Source organism: Terrabacter aeriphilus (genome assembly GCF_039542985.1).
GTDB lineage: Bacteria > Actinomycetota > Actinomycetes > Actinomycetales > Dermatophilaceae > Terrabacter > Terrabacter aeriphilus.
Map to the genome: position 1 here is coordinate 25,607 of NZ_BAABIW010000027.1, position 17,134 is coordinate 42,740.

15 protein-coding genes are annotated in these 17,134 nt (G+C 71.4%); 7 read left to right on the forward strand and 8 right to left on the reverse strand.

What is annotated here, in order from left to right; genetic code table 11:
- Positions 1-27 precede the first annotated feature (27 nt).
- Positions 28-1,044: a zinc-dependent alcohol dehydrogenase family protein gene (locus tag ABD979_RS18510; protein ID WP_345508993.1), complete on the reverse strand. Its 1,017-nt coding sequence runs from the start codon at positions 1,042-1,044 to the stop codon at positions 28-30.
- Between the two features lie 82 nt (positions 1,045-1,126).
- A complete protein-coding gene (locus ABD979_RS18515) occupies positions 1,127-2,149 on the reverse strand; it encodes a pirin family protein (RefSeq protein WP_345508994.1) in 1,023 nt (340 codons plus the stop codon).
- Between the two features lie 49 nt (positions 2,150-2,198).
- On the opposite strand from ABD979_RS18515, the gene ABD979_RS18520 reads away from it, so the two are divergent.
- Entirely contained in the window at positions 2,199-3,557 is a 1,359-nt protein-coding gene (locus tag ABD979_RS18520; RefSeq protein WP_345508995.1) for an MFS transporter, read from the forward strand.
- Here the strand turns inward: ABD979_RS18520 and ABD979_RS18525 are convergent.
- The 3 genes from ABD979_RS18525 to ABD979_RS18535 form a co-directional block, all read right to left on the reverse strand.
- Positions 3,529-4,209: a hypothetical protein gene (locus ABD979_RS18525; RefSeq protein ID WP_345508996.1), complete on the reverse strand. Its 681-nt coding sequence runs from the start codon at positions 4,207-4,209 to the stop codon at positions 3,529-3,531. The genes ABD979_RS18520 and ABD979_RS18525 overlap by 29 nt on opposite strands.
- A 149-nt stretch (positions 4,210-4,358) precedes the next feature.
- The gene (locus ABD979_RS18530; protein WP_345508997.1) at positions 4,359-4,757 is read right to left on the reverse strand and encodes an SRPBCC family protein; all 399 of its coding nucleotides are present in this window, start codon (positions 4,755-4,757) and stop codon (positions 4,359-4,361) included.
- Positions 4,757-5,230, reverse strand: coding sequence for a cupin domain-containing protein (locus ABD979_RS18535; RefSeq protein ID WP_345508998.1), 474 nt, complete (start codon positions 5,228-5,230; stop codon positions 4,757-4,759). The genes ABD979_RS18530 and ABD979_RS18535 overlap by 1 nt, the downstream gene beginning before the upstream one ends.
- 63 nt (positions 5,231-5,293) lie before the next feature.
- Here ABD979_RS18535 and ABD979_RS18540 point away from each other — a divergent pair, with 63 nt between their 5' ends.
- Both ABD979_RS18540 and ABD979_RS18545 read left to right on the forward strand, forming a co-directional pair.
- A complete protein-coding gene (locus tag ABD979_RS18540) occupies positions 5,294-7,627 on the forward strand; it encodes a glycoside hydrolase family 31 protein (protein WP_345508999.1) in 2,334 nt (777 codons plus the stop codon).
- A 115-nt stretch (positions 7,628-7,742) separates the two neighbouring features.
- Entirely contained in the window at positions 7,743-8,786 is a 1,044-nt protein-coding gene (locus tag ABD979_RS18545) for a cation diffusion facilitator family transporter (protein ID WP_345509000.1), read from the forward strand.
- Between the two features lie 18 nt (positions 8,787-8,804).
- Here the strand turns inward: ABD979_RS18545 and ABD979_RS18550 are convergent, their stop codons facing one another.
- The 3 genes from ABD979_RS18550 to ABD979_RS18560 all read right to left on the reverse strand — a co-directional run bounded on the left by ABD979_RS18550 (position 8,805) and on the right by ABD979_RS18560 (position 12,257).
- On the reverse strand, positions 8,805-9,194 hold the full coding sequence (locus ABD979_RS18550; RefSeq protein ID WP_345509001.1) for a tautomerase family protein: 390 nt from the start codon (positions 9,192-9,194) through the stop codon (positions 8,805-8,807).
- A 188-nt stretch (positions 9,195-9,382) separates the two neighbouring features.
- Positions 9,383-11,161 carry an HNH endonuclease signature motif containing protein gene (locus ABD979_RS18555; RefSeq protein WP_345509002.1) on the reverse strand — a complete coding sequence of 593 codons (1,779 nt, stop codon included), beginning with the start codon at positions 11,159-11,161 and terminating at the stop codon, positions 9,383-9,385.
- Positions 11,162-11,228: 67 nt separating this feature from the next.
- The gene (locus ABD979_RS18560) at positions 11,229-12,257 is read right to left on the reverse strand and encodes a LacI family DNA-binding transcriptional regulator (protein WP_345509003.1); all 1,029 of its coding nucleotides are present in this window, start codon (positions 12,255-12,257) and stop codon (positions 11,229-11,231) included.
- 225 nt (positions 12,258-12,482) lie between these two features.
- Between ABD979_RS18560 and ABD979_RS18565 the strand changes: the two genes are divergently transcribed.
- From ABD979_RS18565 to ABD979_RS18580, 4 genes are read left to right on the forward strand one after another with little or no spacing between them, the layout of a single operon-like run.
- On the forward strand, positions 12,483-13,778 hold the full coding sequence (locus ABD979_RS18565; RefSeq protein WP_345509004.1) for an ABC transporter substrate-binding protein: 1,296 nt from the start codon (positions 12,483-12,485) through the stop codon (positions 13,776-13,778).
- Between the two features lie 9 nt (positions 13,779-13,787).
- Entirely contained in the window at positions 13,788-14,723 is a 936-nt protein-coding gene (locus ABD979_RS18570; protein WP_425584008.1) for a carbohydrate ABC transporter permease, read from the forward strand.
- Positions 14,720-15,682, forward strand: a complete 963-nt coding sequence (locus ABD979_RS18575; protein WP_425584009.1) for a carbohydrate ABC transporter permease — start codon at positions 14,720-14,722, stop codon at positions 15,680-15,682. Before ABD979_RS18570 ends, ABD979_RS18575 begins: the two co-directional genes overlap by 4 nt.
- A gap of 3 nt (positions 15,683-15,685) precedes the next feature.
- A complete protein-coding gene (locus tag ABD979_RS18580; protein ID WP_345509005.1) occupies positions 15,686-16,630 on the forward strand; it encodes a glycoside hydrolase family protein in 945 nt (314 codons plus the stop codon).
- The last annotated feature ends 504 nt before the right edge of the window (positions 16,631-17,134 follow it).

A 17,134-nucleotide genomic window follows, 5' to 3' on the forward strand; every position in this document is an offset into this window, starting at 1 on the left:
CCGGACGCTGCGGACGGCGCGCGGGCGTCAGGGGCGCAGGAGCACCTTGATCGCCCGACGCTCGTCCATCGCGCGGTAGCCCTCGGCCACCTCGTCGAGCGGGAGCGTAAGGTCGAAGACCCGGCCCGGGTCGATGCGGCCGTCGAGGACGCGCTCGAGCAGGTCGGGCAGGTAGGTGCGCACGGGGGCCATGCCTCCGGCGAGGCCGACGTTGCGCACGAACATCTGGCGCACCGGCAGCTCGACGCCGTGGGGTGCGCCGACGAAGCCGACGGTCGAGCCGGGCCGGCCGATGCGGAAGGCGGTCTTCATCGACTGGTCGGTCCCGACGCACTCGAGCACCGAGTCCGCGCCGACGCCGCCGGTGAGCTCCATGACCGCCTCGACGCCGGCGTCGTCTCGCTCGGCGACGACGTGCGTGGCGCCGAAGGCCCGGGCGATCGCCTGGCGCGGCTCGTGCCGCGACATCGCGACGATCTTCTCGGCGCCGAGCTCGCGCGCGGCGAGCACGCCGCACAGCCCGACCGCCCCGTCGCCGATGACGACGGCGGTGCCGCCCGGGGCGACGCGGGACGAGACGGCGGCGTGCCAGCCGGTGGCCATGACGTCGGCGAGGGTGAGCAGCGACGGGATGAGCGCGTCGTCGGGCATGCCGTCGGTGGCGACGAGGCTGCCGTCGGCCTGGTTGACGCGGACGAGCTCGGCCTGGCCGCTCTCGGTCCAGCCCTGGTGGTCGCAGACCGAGGTCATGCCGGCGAGGCAGTGCGGGCACGTGTTGTCGCAGTGGACGAACGGGATGACGACGAAGTCGCCCTTCCGCACCTTCGTGACCGCGGAGCCGACCTCCTCGACGACGCCGACCGCCTCGTGGCCGATGGTCGAGCCGGCCTCGATCGGGTTCGCGCCGCGGTAGGGCCAGAGGTCGGAGCCGCAGATGCAGCCCGCCACGACGCGCACGATCGCGTCGGTCGGCTCCTCGATCGTGGGGTCCGGCACCTCGGAGAGGCGGATGTCACCGGGGGCATGGATCGTCGTCGCGCGCATGACCCTCATCCTCGTCCCGCCCGGTCCCCGCGCCAACCCCGGCCCGTCCTCGCGCCCCGGTCGGCGTGGGGGGAGGCCCGGGTCAGCCGCGGGAGCGGAGCCTGAGGTTGGGCAGGCCGGGCGCCGGGAGGGTGTGCTCCCAGGCCTCGGGGAAGGCGCCGAACCGCGACACGGCGGCCCGCGCCTCGCCCTGCTGTGCCTGCTCGCGCTCGCGCTGCCAGTCCTCTCGGAACCCGACCACCTCGTCGTGGCTGCGGCCGATGAAGTTCCACCACATGACGATCTGCTCGCCGAAGGGCGCCCCGCCGAGCACGAGGAACCGCGCCGGCTCGTCCGCCCCGGCCGTCACGCGCAGCTGCTCGGCCCCGGTGGCCGCGAACGCGATCTCGCCCGGCTCGGCCGTCACGTCGTCGACGGTGAGCCGGCCGGCGTCGCAGAGCAGTCCGTGCTCGTGGGCCGGGTCGACGTCGAAGGCGAGCGAGGCGCCGGCCTCGAGCGTCACCTCGGCCCCGACGAGGTCGCTGAACATCGTCACGGGCGACGTCTGGCCGAAGAGGGTGCCGAGGAAGACGAGCACCCGCGCACCGCCGTAGCGCGTCACCGGCGGGGCGTAGTGCTCGAACCCGGGGCTGGTGTCGCGGTGCGCGTCCGGCAGCGCGACCCAGAGCTGCGCGCCGTGCAGCACGGTCGTGGTGGGCGTCGAGTACTCGGAGTGGGCGATGCCGGACCCCGCCGTCATGATGTTGAGCTCGCCGGGCCGCACGAACGCGTGCACCCCCGTCGTGTCGCGGTGCTCGACCTCGCCCGAGAAGAGCCACGAGACCGTCTGCAGGCCGGTGTGCGGGTGGCCGGGCACGACCATGCCGCCCGTCCGTGACACGTCGTCGGGCCCGTAGTGGTCGACGAAGCACCACGCGCCGATGAGCGAGCGCTCGCGCTGCGGCAGGCTGCGACGCACCGGCATCGCCCGCGGACCGCCGAGCGGCACCTCGCGGTAGGGCAGCAGGACGGCCGGCTGGTCGGACCTCCGCGGCGCCACGGCGTGCGGGGGCGGCGGGTTCTCGCTGCAGACGACCTCGGTGGGGTGACGCTCCGGGTTGCTCACCCCCTCAGGCTAGGCCGCGCTCGCAGCCGGGGTTGCTACCTTTCGCCGCGTGACCGAGCCCGACGCCCAGCGACCTCCCGCCGGCCGCTGGTCGGCGTGGCGTGTCGTCTGGTGGTTCGGCTTCGTCAGCCTCGCCGCCGACATGGTCTACGAGGGCGCCCGTGCGATGTACGGCCCGCTCCTCGCCTCCCTCGGGGCCACCGCCCTCGTCGTCGGGCTCGTGACCGGCGCCGGCGAGGCCATGGCGCTCGTGCTCCGGCTCGTCTTCGGGCCGCTCGCCGACCGCACCGGTCGCTACTGGGGCCTCACGATCGTCGGCTACGGGCTCACGGCGGTCTGCGTGCCGCTCCTCGCCGTCACGCCGTTCGTCGGCGGAGCGGGCCTCGCGCTCGCGGCCGTGCTGATCCTGCTCGAGCGATCGGGCAAGGCGGTCCGCAGCCCGTCGAAGTCGGCGCTGCTCGCGCACGTGGCGGCCTCGGTCGGCCGCGGCCGCGGTTTCGGCGTGCACAAGGCGCTCGACCAGCTCGGCGCCTTCGCCGGGCCGCTCGTCGTGGCCGCGGTCGTCGCCGCCGCGGGCGCCATCTGGCCCGGCCTGCTCGTCCTCGCCGTGCCCGGTGCGGTCGCGATGGTGCTCCTCGCCGTCCTGCGGGCGCGCGTGCCCGACCCGTCCGTCTACGACCCCGCTCCCGCCACCGCCACCCCAGCAGGCCCGGCCCGCCCACCGCGCGCCGACGGCCGCGCCCCACGCCACGGCATGCGTGGCTGGTTCGCCGACGCCGTCGGGTCGCAGCTGCCGCGCGCCTTCTTCGCGTATGCCGTCGCCGCCGGTCTCATGACCGGCGGCCTCGTGACCTTCGGCATCCTCGGCTACCACCTCACCGTCGCCGGCCTCCTGCCCGTGGCCGCGGTGCCCGTCGTGTATTCCGGCGCCATGGCCGTCGAGGCGCTCGCCGCCCTCGGTGTCGGCTTCGTCTACGACCGCCGCGGCGCGGCCGTGCTCACCGTCGTGCCCGTGCTCGTCGCCCTCGTTCCGGTGCTCGCGCTGACCCGCACCGCCTGGGTCGCGCTCGCCGGCGTCGCCGTGTGGGGCCTGGCCTACGGCATCCAGGACTCGACGGTGAAGGCGCTCGTCGCCGAGGTCGTCGACGCGCCCAGGCGGGCGAGCGCCTACGGCGTCTTCGCCGGGATCCAGGGAGCGTTCGCGATCGTCGGCGGGCTCGTCTCCGGGTGGCTCTACGACCGCTCGATCACGTGGCTCGTCGTGCTCGTCGCGGTGAGCCAGCTCGTGGCGCTCGGCCTGCTGCTGCGGACGCTGCGCTCGGTGCGGGCGACCGGTTCGACGGGTTCGACGGGTTCGTCGGGTGAGGCAGGTCCAGGTGTCACGGGGCGTGAGGCTCCGGCTGGTTGAGCAGCGGCGCGAACGCGATGAGCAGCAGCAGCGCGCCGAGCGGCTCGAGCCCCCAGGGCAGCGCGAGCGCGAGCGCGGCCACGCCGGCGAGCGCGAGGGAGCGGACCGGCATTAGGCCCTCGACGGCCAGCGCGCCGAGCACGGTCGCCACGGCGACGCCGACGAGCACCGGTCCCCCGGCCGTGAGGGCCGTGGGGAGGTCGTCGGCGAGCAGCCCGACGGTGTGGCCGACCCAGACGGCGCCGGTGGCCCCGGCGCCGAACGCCGCGAGCACGCCGGCCGGCGTCGCCACGTCGAGGTGCTGCAGCCGACCGCCGAGGCTCGTCGCCAGCCAGCAGAAGGCCGCGACCGCGGCGACGAGCACCGCTCGGGCAGCGACACCCCACGCGCCTGTCGTGTCGCCGGAGCGCAACGCATCCGCGGGGAGGCCGAGGTCGTCGACCCACTGGAGGATGCCGTGCGTGAAGAGCAGGAGCGGCGCCGCCAGCGCGAGCACCGGCGCGCGGTCCCCTGCCGCGAGCACCGGCCGGCTGACGCCAGCGACACCGGTCGTGCCGGTCGTGCCGGTCGTGCCGGTCGTGCCGGTCGTGCCCGTCGGGCCGGTCGGGCCGGTCGTCGCGACCGTGGGGGCGGGTGCCGTGCTCGTCGTCATGCGTCCAGCGTGGCGCGCGCAGCGCGGCCGGCCCATCGGGGTCGACCCCCAGCCACCCCGGACCCGACCCTGAGGGCCCGCCCGTGGTCCCCCGACCGCGAGCCGGGACGACGGAGTCCTTCCGGCGCCTGGTGCCGGAAGGACTCCACTCAGGCGCGGACGAGGCGGCGCAGCGCGAGGGCGGCGACCGGACGGTAGGCGAGCACGGCCGCGGCCGGCGCCTCGATCGTGAGCGTCGTGGTGCAGCCGGGCCCCGCGACGTCGCCGCCGGTGGAGGTCACGGCGTGGGCAAGGGCCGCGCGCACCGGCCCGAGCCGCACCCGCCACCGCCACGTCATGGCCTCGGGGTCGACCGACTCGACCTCGAACGGCACCCGCAGCCCGAGCGGCCCGATGACCATGCCGGTGAGTCCGCTCCGCAGGTGCTCGTGCGCGGCCTCGACGCCCTGGATCTGCGGCGACCACGTGCGCCAGAGCCGGAGGTCCGCGTAGCGCTGCCACGCCAGCGCGGCCGAGGCGTCCCCGGTCGCGGTGATCGTCGCGCGCATCAGTCTCCGAGCTCAGGCGTCGCGGGCATGGCGGGCGCGGCGGGCGAGCCGGGTGCAGCCGCGGCGGGGCCGTCGACGTTGACCGTCGGCGTGCCCGACCCGCAGCGCACGATGACGGCGCGCGAGGTCTCGCCACCGGGGTTGGACTCGCGGTGCACCGCGCCGGCCGGCACCCGGAGGAAGTCGCCCGGCCCCGCCTCGACGACGTGGCGCCCGCCCGGCCCCGACTCGAGGCGCATCCGGCCCGAGACGACGTAGAGCGTCGTGTCGTGGTCGCCGTGGTGGTGCCAGCCCGAGACGGCGCCGGCCTCGGTGTCGACCGTGCCCGACCACATCGCCCCCGTGCTCAGCGCGACCTGCCGGCTCATGCCGGGCGTCGGGTCGGCCGGCTCCAATGCATCGCCCGCGACGTGCGTGCACGGCGTCGCGGCTGTGGTGTCCGCGGTGGTGACGGCATCCGGCTGCTGGTCCATGCCCTCATCCAACCGCGTGGACGCGCTGTCGTCACGGATCGCGGACTTTGACAGGGTTGGCGCATGAGGACCGACCACTTCATCCGATTCGAGCGCGTCGACTCCGTCGAGGAGACCGGCCACGGGCTGCTCGCCCGCCTGCACGGCGAGCAGCTGCGCGTCGACGTCGTGCGCCCCGACGTCGTGCGGCTCCAGCTGAGCCGCGGCGGCCGCTTCGACGACACGCCGACGTATGCCGTGTGCGTCGACCCGTTCGAGGCCGACGTCGCGTGGTCGGCGCAGCCGGTCGGGGGTGACTCGGGTCCCAACGCCGCGTGGCGCCTGAGCACCGACGAGCTCGTCGTGACGCTGTGGCTCGACCCGTTCCGCGTCGACGTGCACCGCACCGACGGCTCGGTCGTCATCGAGTCGGCACCCGACGCGGAGGGCCGCTACTGGACCTACGCGACCCTCAACGACGCGTGGACGACCCGGCGCCGCATCGGGCGCGACGACGCGGTCTACGGCCTCGGCGAGAAGGGCGGCCGGCACAACCGTCGCGGCCGTGACTTCACGATGTGGAACACCGACGTCCTCAACGAGCACGCGACGGCCGAGTTCCGCGCCGGGCTCGACCCGGCCGACCCGCGCGCCGACATGACGAGCACCGAGTTCGACCCGTACTACGTCACGATCCCGTTCTTCCACCTCCGCGACGCCGCCACCGGCGCGGCCGCCGGCTCGTTCGTCGACAACGGCTACCGCGGTGAGTACGAGTTCAGCCACGACGACGACTACCGCGTCACCTTCCACGGCGGGCAGTGGACCGAGTACGTCTTCGCCGGCCCGTCGATGGCGGGCATCATCGAGCGCTACACGTGGCTGACCGGCCGGGCCACGCTGCCGCCCCTGTGGGCGCTCGGCTACCACCAGTGCCGCTGGCACGCGTACACGCAGGCCGACGTCGAGCGCAACGCCAAGCGCTACCGCGACGACGAGTTCCCCTGCGACGGAATGTGGCTCGACATCGACTACATGGACGGCTACCGCGTCTTCACCTGGGACTCGAACCGCTTCCCCGACCCGGCCGGCATGCTCAAGGGCCTCGCCAACCAGGGCTACCGCACGATCTCGATCGTCGACCCGGGCGTCAAGCACGACCCCGGCTACGCGGTCTACGACGACGGCCTCGAGCAGGACGTCTTCTGCCGCACCGAGGGCGGCGACACCTACATCGGCCAGGTGTGGCCGGGCAACACGGCCTTCCCGGACTTCGCGACGCCCGAGGCGCGCTCGTGGTGGGGCGCGCTCAACGCCAAGCACGTCGAGTCGGGTCTCGCCGGCATCTGGAACGACATGAACGAGCCCGCCACCGGCAACATCCCCGCCGAGGCGATGCTCTTCGACAGGGGCCGTGCGAAGCACGAGCGGTTCCACAACCAGTACGCGCTGCTCATGGCGATGGGCACGATCGAGGGCCTCAAGGCTGCCCGCCCCGAGGCGCGCACCTTCGTCCTGTCGCGTGCGGGCTTCGCGGGCATCCAGCGCTACGCCGCGAACTGGATGGGCGACAACCAGGCCCGCTGGGACCACCTCTGGGTCAGCATGCCGATGGCGTGCGGCTTCGGCCTGTCGGGCCAGCCCTTCGTCGGCGCGGACATCGGTGGCTTCCAGGGCGACACGAATCCCGAGCTGTTCCTGCGCTGGATGCAGATGGGGACGCTGACGCCGTTCTGCCGCAACCACTCCGAGATCGACAACATCGACCAGTACCCGTGGTCGTTCGGTCCCGAGATCCACGACCTGACCCGCGAGGCCGTCCGGTTGCGCTACCGGCTGATGCCCTACATCTACTCCGCCTTCGTCCGCGCCACCGAGACGGGCGAGCCCGTGCAGCGCCCGCTCGTGCTCGACTTCCAGGGCGACCCGAACGTCGTGGACCTCGACGACGAGTACCTCTTCGGCCGCGACCTGCTGGTCGCACCCGTCACGGAGCAGGGCCAGAGCACGCGCAGCGTCTACCTCCCCGAGGGTGACTGGTACGACTGGCACACCGGCGAGCTGCACCCCGGCGGCCAGCGGATCACCGTCGACACGCCACTCGAGCGCATCCCGCTCTTCGCGCGCGCCGGCTCGGCGATCCCGATGTGGACCGAGGCGCCCGCCTCGACCGACGGCTACCGCCCCGAGACCGTCGAGCTGCACGTCTTCGAGCCCGTCGTCGACGGCCGCTGGGAGTCGCGGCTCGTCGAGGACGACGGCCTCACCGTGGTCGAGGGAGCGCCCGAGCGGCTCACGACGACCGTCACCGTGGCCCGCGCCGCGGGCGAGGTGACCGTCGATCACGAGACCACCGGGCCGGGGTATGCCGGCCACGCGCGCACCCGCTTCGAGGTCGTGCACCACACCCCCGCCTGACCGGGCGTCGCGGCGCGACCACACCGAACGGCATACGCCCCCACCGGGTATGCCGTTCGGTGCCCCTCGCACGTCCCCTTGAGCGGGCGACCTCCCGAGCGGAAGACTGGCGAGCATGGCTGACACGGCATCGGGCACGGCTGGCGCCCCCGGACAGGGTGGCGCACCCGCGAAGGAGCAGGGGCAGTCGAGCGAGAGCCTGCTCACCGTCCTCATCGCGCTCGCGGCGAACACGCTCATCGCCATCGCGAAGTCGGTCGTCGCGGTGATCACCGGGTCGGCGTCGATGGTCGCCGAGGCCGCGCACTCGTGGGCCGACGCGGGCAACGAGATCTTCCTGCTCACGGCCGAGAAGCGGGCCGGCAAGCCGCGCGACGCCACCCACCCCTTCGGCTACGGCCGGGAGGCGTACGTCTGGTCGATGTTCGCGGCCTTCGGCCTCTTCGGCGCCGGCGCGGTCGTGTCGGTGTGGCACGGCGTCTCGGTGCTCGGGCACGAGGAGCCGGAGACGTCCTACACGTGGGCGTATGCCGTGCTCGCCATCGCGTTCGTGCTCGAGAGCGTCTCGTTCGTGCAGGCGACGCGCCAGGCCCGCTCGGAGGCGAAGGCCCGTGGCCTGCGGCCGCTCAAGTTCATCGCCGACACCTCGAACCCGACGCTGCGCGCGGTCTTCGCCGAGGACGCCGCGGCCCTGATCGGCCTCGTCATCGCCGGCCTCGGCATCGTGCTGCACCAGGTGACCGGCAACGCCATGTGGGATGCCATCGGCTCGATCCTCGTCGGCCTGCTGCTCGGTGTGGTCGCGATCTTCCTCATCGGCCGCAACCGCGACTTCCTCGTCGGCCAGGCGGTGCGCCCCGAGCTGTGGCGCCGCGCCTTCGACGACCTGTCGGGTAGCGAGGACGTCGAGCGGGTGACCTTCCTGCACCTCGAGTTCGTCGGGCCGGGACGAGTCTTCCTCGTGGCCGCCGTCGACCTGACCGGTGACGACTCCGAGTCGCAGGTGGCCGTCCGGCTGGCCGAGCTCGGACGCCGCATCGAGGAGCGCGAGCTCGTCGAGCGCGCCATGATCACGCTGTCGCGGCCCGACGCGGCGACGCTGGACCCCGACGAGGCCGCGACGCCCGCGACCCGGCCCGCCGGCGGACGGATGTCCTGAGCCGAGCAGCGCCGTCCGTCAGAGGTCGCCCTCGAGGAACTGGGCGCGGCCGAGGCCGAACGACCAGTCCGCCGGGGTGTTCTCGACGACGGAGACGATCAGATCGGTCGGTGCCAGCCCGCAACGAGCCTCGAGCTGCTCGGCGAGGGCGGCGTAGACGGCCTTCTTCTGCGCCTCGTCGCGCCCCTGCTGGGTGATCTGGATGACGACCACCTCGTCGGTGCGGTCGAAGCCGAGCCCGGTGTCGAGGGCGATGATCCGGCCGGGGCGGTGCTCGTGGATGACCTGGTAACGGTCCCGTTCGGGGGCGGCGAAGTGCTCGACGAGCACGTCCTGGACCGTGTCGGCGAGGCGGCGCAGGTCGGCGTCCGACCGGCCCTCGACGACGTCGATGCGAACGAGCGGCATGGGTGCTCCTGGGGAGAGGGTGGGACAGGGTGGGACAGGGTGGGACAGGGGGCGCTCCAGAGGTACCCGACCTGCCTGGGTCAGGCTCTCAGGCTGGTCGTCGTGCGACCAGACGTGGCTGCCGCGCTGACCGACCCCGGACGTGCCGGCGACCCCGCCCGGGCTGGGCGGGGTGCGGGGCGTGGCCCTCAGGTGTGCCAGGTGACGCCGCGGGCGGTGACCGTCGCGGTGAGGTCGCGGTCGTGGACCGTGGTGTGGTGCCGCGGGCAGAGTAGGGCCCCGTTGGACACGCAGGTCGCTCCGCCGTGCTGCCAGGGCAGCACGTGGTGGGCGTCGCACCACGTCGGGGGCACGGTGCACCCCGGGAAGCTGCAGCCCCTGTCGCGGGCGATGAGCGCGAGGCGCTGTCCGCGGGTGAAGAGGCGCCGGCTGCGGCCGAGGTCGAGCAGCTCGCCGTCGCCGCCGAGCACCATCGGGAGGATCTCGGCGTCGCACGCCATCCGGCGCACGGTCCGCGGGGAGAGGACGTCACCGGTGAGGGTGGTCCCGGCGCCAGAGGCGGTTCGGCCACCGGCGGCGAGCTGGCCGAGGAGGGTCTCGTAGTCGAGGAGCACGACGACCTTGGCCTTGTCGGTGACCGGCACCCCGTCGGCCGCGGCGACGCCGCGCTGGACGATGGCGAGCAGGCCGTCCATGCGGCGGCGGGCCGGGGTGCGCTCGTCGGCGCGGACGGTGTGGCCCTGGTCGTCGGTCTCCGGCGCGGGCGCGGACAGGGGGTCGATCGCGGCCTTGATGATGGCGGCGCCTTCGGGGTCGAGGGTTCCCTTGAGGCCGACCATCCCGGTGGCGTTGGGCTGGGTGAACCACAGGCCGCGGGCGTCGCGGCGGCCCCGGTCGCGGCTGCCGTCGTCCTCGTCGCGGGGTGGGCGGATCTGCTCGGTGTGGTGGCGCACGAGCTGGGCGAGCTCTTCGGGGCGTAGTCGGGTGGCGTGCTCGGTGAGGTCGGCCAGGGCGGTGGTGAGGTCGTCGGGGTCGGCGACGGGGGCGGTGCGGGTGTGGAAGTCGATGATCTGGGCGGCCTTGGCGACGGTGACGAGGCCGGTGGTGACGAGCATGCGCAGCCGCGCCCACCGGCCGTCTGCTGTGCCGGTGGAGTTGGTGGTGTCGGCGTGGTTGGTGGTGTCGGCGTGGTTGGTGGTGTCGGCGAAGGCGGCGGCGACGGTGGTGAAGGCGCGGGCCTGGCCGGCGGTGAGGGTGGCGTCGTGGGCGCGGAGCCAGTCGATGCGGGACAGGCCGTCGGGCGGCTGCGTGCCGCGGGTGGTGAGCTCGGTGAGGATGCCGAGGAGGGTGACCTCGTGGCTGGCGCGTTGGTGGGTGACCCATTCGGCCATCCGGGTCAGGTCGGGGGCGTGGTGGCGGGTCAGGGGTGCGCCGAGCAGGACGTCGGTCTGGATGCCGACGTCGGGCTCGAAGGTGGGCGTGTAGGTGCCGCGGGCGATCTGCTCGGCGCGGTGGTCGGCGTAGGCGTCCATGGCGCGGAGCCAGTCGGGGTCGTCGACCATGGCCTCGAACCCGCCCGGTCCCAGCCCCTGACCCCGCCCCTGTCCCAGATTCGACGTCACCGGCTCGCCGAGGTCCTCGAGGCTCTCAACGTTCTGCAGCCGTTCGAGCGGAACGTCGGAGAACGGGCCGTGGCCGCGCTGCACGGGTCGGATCTCGGGGGCGATCTGCCGGGCCCGCTGATGAGCCCTCGGCTCGGCCTTGCCCTGCGCGGCCGAGTGGGTGTTCGTGGTCGCGTCGGTGTCCGTCGCGGTGTCGGCGGTGGCTGCGGGGGAGGGCGCCGGCATACCGGAGGTGGTGCCCTCCCAGAAGGGACTCGGGGCGTCGGCAGCCCGGGAGTGCTGGTCCGCCTCCAGGGCGGCCAGCCGGCTCCTCAGGAGCTCGAGCGTCTCGCTTTCCCTTGCCATGACCTCACGTTACCGACGACCACCGACAGTCCTCGGCGCTCATCCACAGGCCAGGAAGCAGCGACGATCAGCCGCCCGACACCGGCCGGATCGAGCCACGCACCTGCACCGGCATCTCGAGCAGGTGCTCACGTTTCTCGGCCGCCGGGTCGAGCAGCAGCTCCATCGCGCGGCGACCCATCTCGAGGTAGGGCAACCGGGCCGTCGTGATGCCGGGGCGCATGTAGCTGGCGAGCTCGTCGTCGTCGAACGACACCAGTGACAGGTCGTCAGGGATGCGAAGTCCCTTCTCGTGCATGGCCTGCTGCGCCCCGAAGGCCACGCGGTCGTTGAGGCACAGCAGCGCGGTGACCGGTGCCCCCGACGCGAGCACGCCCTTGACCGCGTCGTAGCCGTTCCACGGCTCCCAGAACTCGATGTCCGCGACGACCACTGGTGTCACACCTGCTTCGTCGAGCGCACGGTGGATCCCGTTGAAACGACGGCCGATCGTCACCGAGATGCGCGGATCAGCCCGCGCCAGAGGCGCATTGCCGATGACGGCGATGCCGTCGCGATGGCCGGCGTCGAGCAGGCGCCGGGTGACGGCATACCCGGCCTGCTCCTCGTCGGGGAGGACGGCGATCGGGACGTCGGGGTTGACGCAGTTGACGGTGACCGCGCGCATGCCGGCAGGCAACGCCGGCAGGTCGATCCGCCGTGCGGAGAGGGCGCCGAAGATGAGCCCGTCGACCTGGCGGTCGACCATGGCCTCCATCGCCTTGCGCAGCTGCTTGGGGTGCTTGAACGTCTCGGCGATGAGCACGCCGCGGTCGCTGTCGTCGGCGGCGTCGAGCAGTCCGCGGATCATCGCGGAGGCGAACCGGGTGACGGTGACGTCGTCGGAGATGAAGCCGACCGTGCCCGTGGTGCCGAGCCGCAGCGAGCGCGCCTGGGCGTTGGGGCGGTAGTCGAGCTCGCGCGCGGCCTCGTGGATGCGCGCGACGGCGTCGGCCGACAGCCGCGAGCCCGGGCGGTCGTTGAGCACGAGGCTCACGGCCGTCTTCGACAGGCCCGCGCGCTCGGCCACGTCGGCGAGCGTCGGTCGCTTGTTCACGTCGTCCCTCTCGTGTCGCCGCGGTGGGTCGCCGAGGCCGTATGCCGGGTGCGTCCGGTTCGTGACGCGCCCGCGGTCAGCCTAACCCACCGGTAGCGGGGCTCCGACGCATCGTCGCAGGTGGAAAGGTTTTAGCAAACCCTTGTGCGTCGCCTCCCGACCCGCTACGTTCTCGTGCTGAAAGGTTTTAGCACCGTAGCTGACCTGACTCCCACGGAGGAACCCATGAAGCTCACCCCGACCCCCAAGCGTCTCGCCGTCGGCCTGCTGGCGGCTGCGCTCCCGCTCTCGATGGCAGCGTGCGCCAAGGGGGGCAGCAGCTCGTCCGACTCGGCCGGAGGTGAGCTGACCATGTGGACCCACAACGCCGGCAACAAGGGCGAGCTCGGGGCCATCACGCAGATCGTCAACGACTACAACGCGAGCCAGAGCAAGTACAAGGTCAAGATCCAGGCCTTCCCGCAGGACTCGTACAACCAGTCGGTCGTCGCGGCCGCGGCGAGCAAGAAGCTGCCCTGCATCCTCGACATCGACGGCCCCAACGTGCCGAACTGGGCGTGGGCCGGCTACCTCGCCCCGCTCGACGGCATGGACGACACGCTCTCGAAGTACCTGCCGACCGTGCTCGGCAAGGTCGACGGCAAGACGTATTCCTACGGCTACTACGACGTCGCGCTCGTCATGGTCACGCGCAAGACGATCCTCGACAAGTACGGCATCCGGGTGCCGTCGGTCGACAAGCCGTGGACGAAGGACGAGTTCACCGCGGCCCTGAAGAAGATCAAGGCCTCGGGCGACTTCCAGAACCCGCTCGACATCGCGACGAGCTTCACCGGCGAGTGGTGGCCCTACGCGTACAGCCCGATGCTGCAGAGCTTCGGTGGTGACCTCATCAACCGCGACGGCTACAAGAGCGCCGAGGGCGTGCTCAACGGGCCCAAGGCCGTCGAGTGGGCGACGTGGTTCCGCAGCCTCGTCACCGACGGGCTCGTGCCGCTCAAGTCGGGCGCCGACCCGGCGAAGGACTTCATCAACGGCAAGTCCGCGATCCTCTACAACGGCACGTGGACCGCGGTCGACACCCGCAAGGCCTTCGGCAAGGACACCCTCTTCCTCCCGCCGCCGGACCTCGGCAACGGCCCGAAGATCGGTGGCGGCTCGTGGCAGTGGGGCATCTCGCAGAACTGCTCCGACACGGCCGGCGCGCTCGACTACATGAAGTTCGCGGCGCAGGACAAGTACGTCGCGAGCGTCGCCCGCGACACGAACAACATCCCCGCCACCGACGCCGCGGCCGCCCAGGTCAAGGGCTACGAGAAGGGCGGCGAGAACCAGGTCTTCCTCGAGTACGCGAAGAAGTTCGCGGTGCTGCGCCCCGTCACCCCTGGCTACCCCTTCATCGCGACGGAGTTCACGAAGACGGCTCAGGACATCCTCAACGGCGCGGACCCGAAGACGGCGCTCGACCAGGCCGTCAAGAACATCGACGCCAACCAGAAGTCCAACGGCTACTTCCAGTGAGTGACTGAGATGACGACCATCACCGCGGCCGAGAACGCCTCGGCCGTCGCCGGGCGCAGGCGGGAGCCCGTCAAGGGCTCCCGCTCCTCCACCACGACGGCGCTGCTCATGCTGGCGCCGGCCGGGGTCCTGCTAATCACCTTCCTGCTCATCCCGATCGGGCTGACCTTCGGCCTGGCCTTCACCAACGCGCGGCTCATCTCGCCGCGGCCGGCGGAGTTCATCGGGGTCGACAACTTCGTGCGGCTCTTCGAGGACGACACGTTCTGGGCGTCGCTGCGCAACACGATCATCTTCGCGGCGGTCATCGTGCCGGTGCAGTCGGCGTGCGCGCTCGGCCTCGCCCTGCTCGTCAACGTCAAGATGCGCGGCACGAACTTCTTCCGCACCGTCTACTTCCTGCCCGTCGTCACCTCGATGGTCGTCGTGTCGATGCTGTGGCTGTTCATGTACCAGAAGAACGGCCTCATCAACCAGGTGCTCACGACCTTCGGCATCGAGGGTCCCGACTGGCTCGGCGACCCGAAGACGGCCCTGCTCGCGATCATCCTCATGTCGGCGTGGCAGGCCATGGGCTTCCACATGGTCATCTGGCTCTCCGGGCTGCAGACGATCCCGGGCGAGCTCTACGAGGCGGCCGAGCTCGACGGCGCGGGCACCTGGGAGAAGTTCCGCTACGTCACGTGGCCCGGGCTGCGCGCGACGCGGACCTTCATCCTCATCACCATCACGATCTCGGCGTTCGCGCTCTTCACCCAGGTCAACATCATGACCCAGGGCGGCCCGCTCGACTCGACGTCGACGGTCGTGCTCATGGCGGTGCGCACCGGCTTCCAGCAGCAGCAGACCGGCTACGCCTCGGCGATCTCGCTCGTCTTCTTCGTGCTCGTGCTCGCCGTCACCCTCGTCAACCGCTACCTGACCCGAGACAAGGACGCCCGATGAGCACCACGACCGCACCCGGCGTCGGGCCAGGCCTGGGCTCTGACCACCTCGCGCACGTCGTCGAGGCCACCACGACGGCGCCGCGCCGGGGCGGGGAGGGACGACACGGCATACGCCACCTGCTCGGCATCGTGCTGCGCGTCGTGCTCTGCCTCGTCTTCGGCCTGCCGCTGCTCTTCATGTTCGTCAGCAGCTTCAAGCCCGACCTGCAGATCTTCGGCGACCTCGGCAGCCTCAAGGCGTTCCTGCCGGTGGGCGACCTGTCGACGGACAACTACTCGGGCGTCTTCGGGCGGGTTCCGTTCGCGCAGTTCATGATCAACTCGGTGGTCATCACTGTCGTCACGGTGGTGCTCGGCATCGTCGTCAACTCGATGGCCGCCTTCGCCTTGTCGCGCATCGGGTTCCGCGGCGCGGGCGCCGTGCTCGGCATCATCCTCGCGACGCTCATCGTGCCGTTCGAGACGCTCGCGCTGCCGCTGCTGTGGTGGTCGAACAAGCTGCCGTTCCTGGGGCCCGACGGCTTCAGCGAGGGGTGGCTCGACACCTACCAGGTGCAGATCGTGCCCTTCATCGCGAACGCCTTCTCGATCTTCCTCTTCTACCAGTACTTCGACTCGATCCCGAAGGAGCTCGACGAGGCCGCGAAGGTCGACGGCGCGGGCTGGTGGCGGATCTACCGCAACATCGTCATGCCGCTGTCGGGGCCGGCGGTCGCGACGGTTGCGATCCTGACGTTCCTGCCGATGTGGAACCAGTACCTCTGGCCGCTGATGTCGGTGCAGAGCGAGGAGCTGCGGCCGGTCATGGTCGGCATCGACTACTTCAAGCAGCTCAACACCTCGTGGGGGCAGATCATGGCGTACGCGTCGATGATCACGGCGCCCGTGCTCGTCCTGTTCATCGCCTTCCAGCGGTCGTTCATCAACTCCATCGCCAGCAGTGGCGTGAAAGGCTGAATCGTGTTCAAGCTGCCCGAGGCGTGGGTGTGGGACTTCTGGACCGTCGACGACGGGGAGCGCTACCACCTGTTCTTCCTCTACGCGTCCCGCGCGCTCAAGGATCCGCACGCCCGTCACTACCGTGCGTCAGTCGGTCACGCGGTGTCGTCCGACCTGGTCACATGGGAACGGGTCACCGACGCGCTCGTGCGCTCGGACGCGCCGGCGTTCGACGAGCTCGCCACGTGGACGGGATCGGTCGTGCGGCACCCGGACGGGCGGTGGTTCATGTTCTACACGGGGGCGCGCCTCAACGAGGTGGGCGCCAACGTGCAGTCCATCGGGTATGCCGTCTCGACCGACCTCTACGTGTGGGACAAGGCGCCGGGCCCGGTGCTCGAGGCCGACGCGCGGTGGTACGAGACGTTCGCGGACGGCAACTGGCACGACGAGGCCTTCCGCGACCCGTGGGTCTTCGAGGACCCGGACGGCGAGGGGTGGCACATGCTCATCACCGCCCGGGCCAACCACGGTGACGTCGTCGACCGGGGGGTGGTGGGGCACGCGTGGTCGGCCGACCTCGAGACATGGGAGCTGCGTGAGCCTCTGACGCAGCCCGGCGCCGGCTTCGGCCAGCTCGAGGTGCTGCAGACGCACGTCGTCGACGGTCGGCAGGTGCTGCTCTTCAACTGCATGGTGGGCGACATGCCGGAGGCTGCCCGCGCCGGTGGCGTCGTGGGAGGCGTGTGGATCGCTGACGCCAAGTCGCCGCTGGGGCCCTACGACGTCGCGGGCGCCCAGGTGGTCGACGACCCGTCGCTCTACGTCGGCAAGTTCGTCGATGACCGGGTGACGGGGCAGACGAAGTTCCTCGCGTTCGTTCACGACCGCGACGGCGCCTTCGTCGGGGAGATCACCGACCCGTATGCCGTGTCCTGGGAGGGCGACCGCCTGCGCCTCTCGTGACGGGCGGCGTGGGGGTCTCCGTGGAGTGGTCAGAGCACCCCCAAAGCTCGTGTAGAGTTGCTCGAGCAGAAACCGCTGGGACTGCGCAGGACCTGCTGGGACGGCCTGAAGGCCGGATCGCCGGATTTGGTCCTGATAGCTACTAGCGGGTAAGTTTGAAGGGTTGCCCCGGAGGCCGGCTCGCAGAGTTGGTTGATGGTGTGCGTCCGATTCTTGAGAACTCAACAGCGTGTCAAAAATCGATGCCAATTACCTCGTCCCGAGGCTCGCATCTTCTCTGCCCCGTTCGGGGTGGGTGGGTCGTGTCTTGGACGAATTATCCTTTGGTTGAAACTGAATGATCATCTCTTTAAGAGCTGGTTGTTCGACTTCAGTCAGGTTTTCGAGCCCTTCACGGGTTCAAAGTTTGCCAGGCCGGTTCGTGTCTTCGGGCGTGGATGGGTTTCTGGTGTTTGAACATCAACGGAGAGTTTGATCCTGGCTCAGGACGAACGCTGGCGGCGT